Genomic DNA, 1,080 nt, shown 5'->3' on the forward strand with positions numbered 1-1,080 from the left:
TGGCAAATCACGCCGCGCGTCCTGACCGAGGCGATGGCGGCAGGAGGCGCGGAGGCCAAGCGCGCGTTCGACGCGATGATGACAATGAAGAAGATTGACGTGGCCGCGATCGAAGCGGCACGACACGGCTGAGGCTCAGTGCAGATGGCGGCAAGATAGCCGCCAGCTTCTGTCCGGTCATGGCAATTTCGTTGAAAAAGTCGGCGTCCAGACGGGCTGGGAGAGCGATGCAGCCTGCCTTGTTGAGGTTAGAACTGCGGTGAGGAGTATCCTTCGGGCCTTCTCAGGCTCCTTGGGTCACCTGAGCCCCACAGGGACCGCGCAGCCGCAGGCGTCCCATCTTCAGGATCCGCTTGAGATGGGCAAACACCATCTCGATCCGCTTGCGCCCCTGCCGCGACCGCTCGAAGGCCGCCGTGCCCCTCAATGAGCGCGCGACCTCGCGGGCCTGCTCATAGATGCTGCGCGGGGTCCTGCGGGCTGGCGTGTTGGGGCAGCAGCGCTCCTTCAGCGGACACGGGCCACAGTCAAAGGTGCTGCCCAGATAAAGCCTGTTCGTGCCTTCATTCACGATCCGGCCGCTGGTCGTCAGGGACTTGCCTTCGGGACAGGTGTAGGTGTCCATCTCGCGATCATACGCGAAGTCTGATCGCGCGAAGGTGCCGTCCTGACGCTCGGATTTGTCGATCACGGGAACATGGGGTTCGATCTTCTGCTCCTCGACGAGCCAGTGCAGCATCTCGGCCGAGCCGTAGGCGCTGTCAGCCGCCAGCCGCTCCGGCTTGAGGTCAAAGCGCTCAGCCGTGCGCTCGAGCATGGTGCGGGCGGCGCCCACCTCCGCCTGCCGCACCGCCCGGGACGCTTCCACGTCGACGATCACGGCTGCCTTGAGGTCGATGAGGTCGTTGTCCGCATAAGCAAAGAAGGCTGGACCACGCAGTGCTCCGGTCCACTGGGCTGCCGGATCGGAGGGTGAGACGAACTTTGGCTCAACCTCGGTGGCCGCATCCCAGGCGGCTTCGTCCAGGGTGGCGAGATACTCGCGCACAGCCCGCGGAGCCTCCTGCGTGTGATCCACGG

2 pseudogenes are annotated in these 1,080 nt (G+C 64.8%); one reads left to right on the forward strand and one right to left on the reverse strand.

The features are described 5' to 3' along the window. Positions 1 to 132, forward strand: a pseudogene (locus ACS5Q1_RS48020) (VOC family protein); the annotation flags it as partial. Between the two features lie 169 nt (positions 133 to 301). Here ACS5Q1_RS48020 and ACS5Q1_RS48025 read toward each other — a convergent pair. After that, positions 302 to 1,080 (reverse strand): annotated as a pseudogene (locus tag ACS5Q1_RS48025) (transposase); the annotation flags it as partial.

The sequence above is a fragment of the Microvirga sp. GN3 genome (assembly GCF_055792825.1).